At 50.2% G+C, this 1,169-nt stretch carries 1 rRNA gene; it reads left to right on the top strand.

Annotation, left to right across the window (positions count from 1 at the left end):
* Window positions 1–15 precede the first annotated feature (15 nt).
* Window positions 16–1,169: ribosomal RNA gene (locus tag C2M17_RS06130) — 23S ribosomal RNA — on the top strand; the annotation flags it as partial.

Here is a 1,169-nt window from a genome sequence, read left to right as displayed (position 1 = left end):
CCTTTTGGGTTGTATGGTTAAGTGACTAAGCGTACACGGTGGATGCCTTGGCAGTTGGAGGCGATGAAGGACGTATTAACTTGCGATAAGCCTGGTCAAGCTAGTAAAAAGCGCTTGAGGCCAGGATTTCCGAATGGGGAAACCCACCTGCTTGCAGGTATCTTGCACTGAATACATAGGTGTAAGAGGCGAACGCGGAGAACTGAAACATCTAAGTACCCGTAGGAAAAGAAATCAACCGAGATTCCGAAAGTAGCGGCGAGCGAAATCGGACCAGCCCTTAAGCTTATTTGATGTTAGTGGAAGCCTCTGGAAAGTGGCACGATACAGGGTGATAGTCCCGTACACGACAATGTCTTATAAGTGAAATCGAGTAGGTCGGAGCACGTGAAACTTTGACTGAATATGGGGGGACCATCCTCCAAGGCTAAATACTCCCAACTGACCGATAGTGAACCAGTACCGTGAGGGAAAGGCGAAAAGAACCCCTGTGAGGGGAGTGAAATAGAACCTGAAACCGTGTACGTACAAGCAGTAGGAGCCTCTTCGTGGGGTGACTGCGTACCTTTTGTATAATGGGTCAGCGACTTATATTTTGTAGCGAGGTTAACCGATTAGGGTAGCCGTAGTGAAAGCGAGCGTTAACTGCGCGTTGAGTTGCAAGGTTATAGACCCGAAACCCGGTGATCTAGCCATGGGCAGGTTGAAGGTTGAGTAACATCAACTGGAGGACCGAACCCACTAACGTTGAAAAGTTAGGGGATGACCTGTGGCTAGGAGTGAAAGGCTAATCAAACCGGGAGATAGCTGGTTCTCCCCGAAAATCTATTTAGGTAGAGCCTCGGACGAATACCATTGGGGGTAGAGCACTGTTTGGGCTAGGGGGTCATCCCGACTTACCAACCCCATGCAAACTCCGAATACCAATGAGTACTATCCGGGAGACACACGGCGGGTGCTAACGTCCGTCGTGGAGAGGGAAACAACCCAGACCGCCAGCTAAGGTCCCAAAGTGTATGTTAAGTGGGAAACGATGTGGGAAGGCTAAAACAGCTAGGAGGTTGGCTTAGAAGCAGCCACCCTTTAAAGAAAGCGTAATAGCTCACTAGTCGAGTCGGCCTGCGCGGAAGATGTAACGGGGCTAAACATACCACCGAAGCTGCGGCTGC

It is taken from the genome of Pseudoalteromonas sp. T1lg10 (assembly GCF_002964545.1).
GTDB lineage: Bacteria > Pseudomonadota > Gammaproteobacteria > Enterobacterales > Alteromonadaceae > Pseudoalteromonas.
The sequence above is the reverse complement of the archived record's forward strand: the minus strand, read 5'-3'. Positions and strand labels throughout refer to the sequence as shown.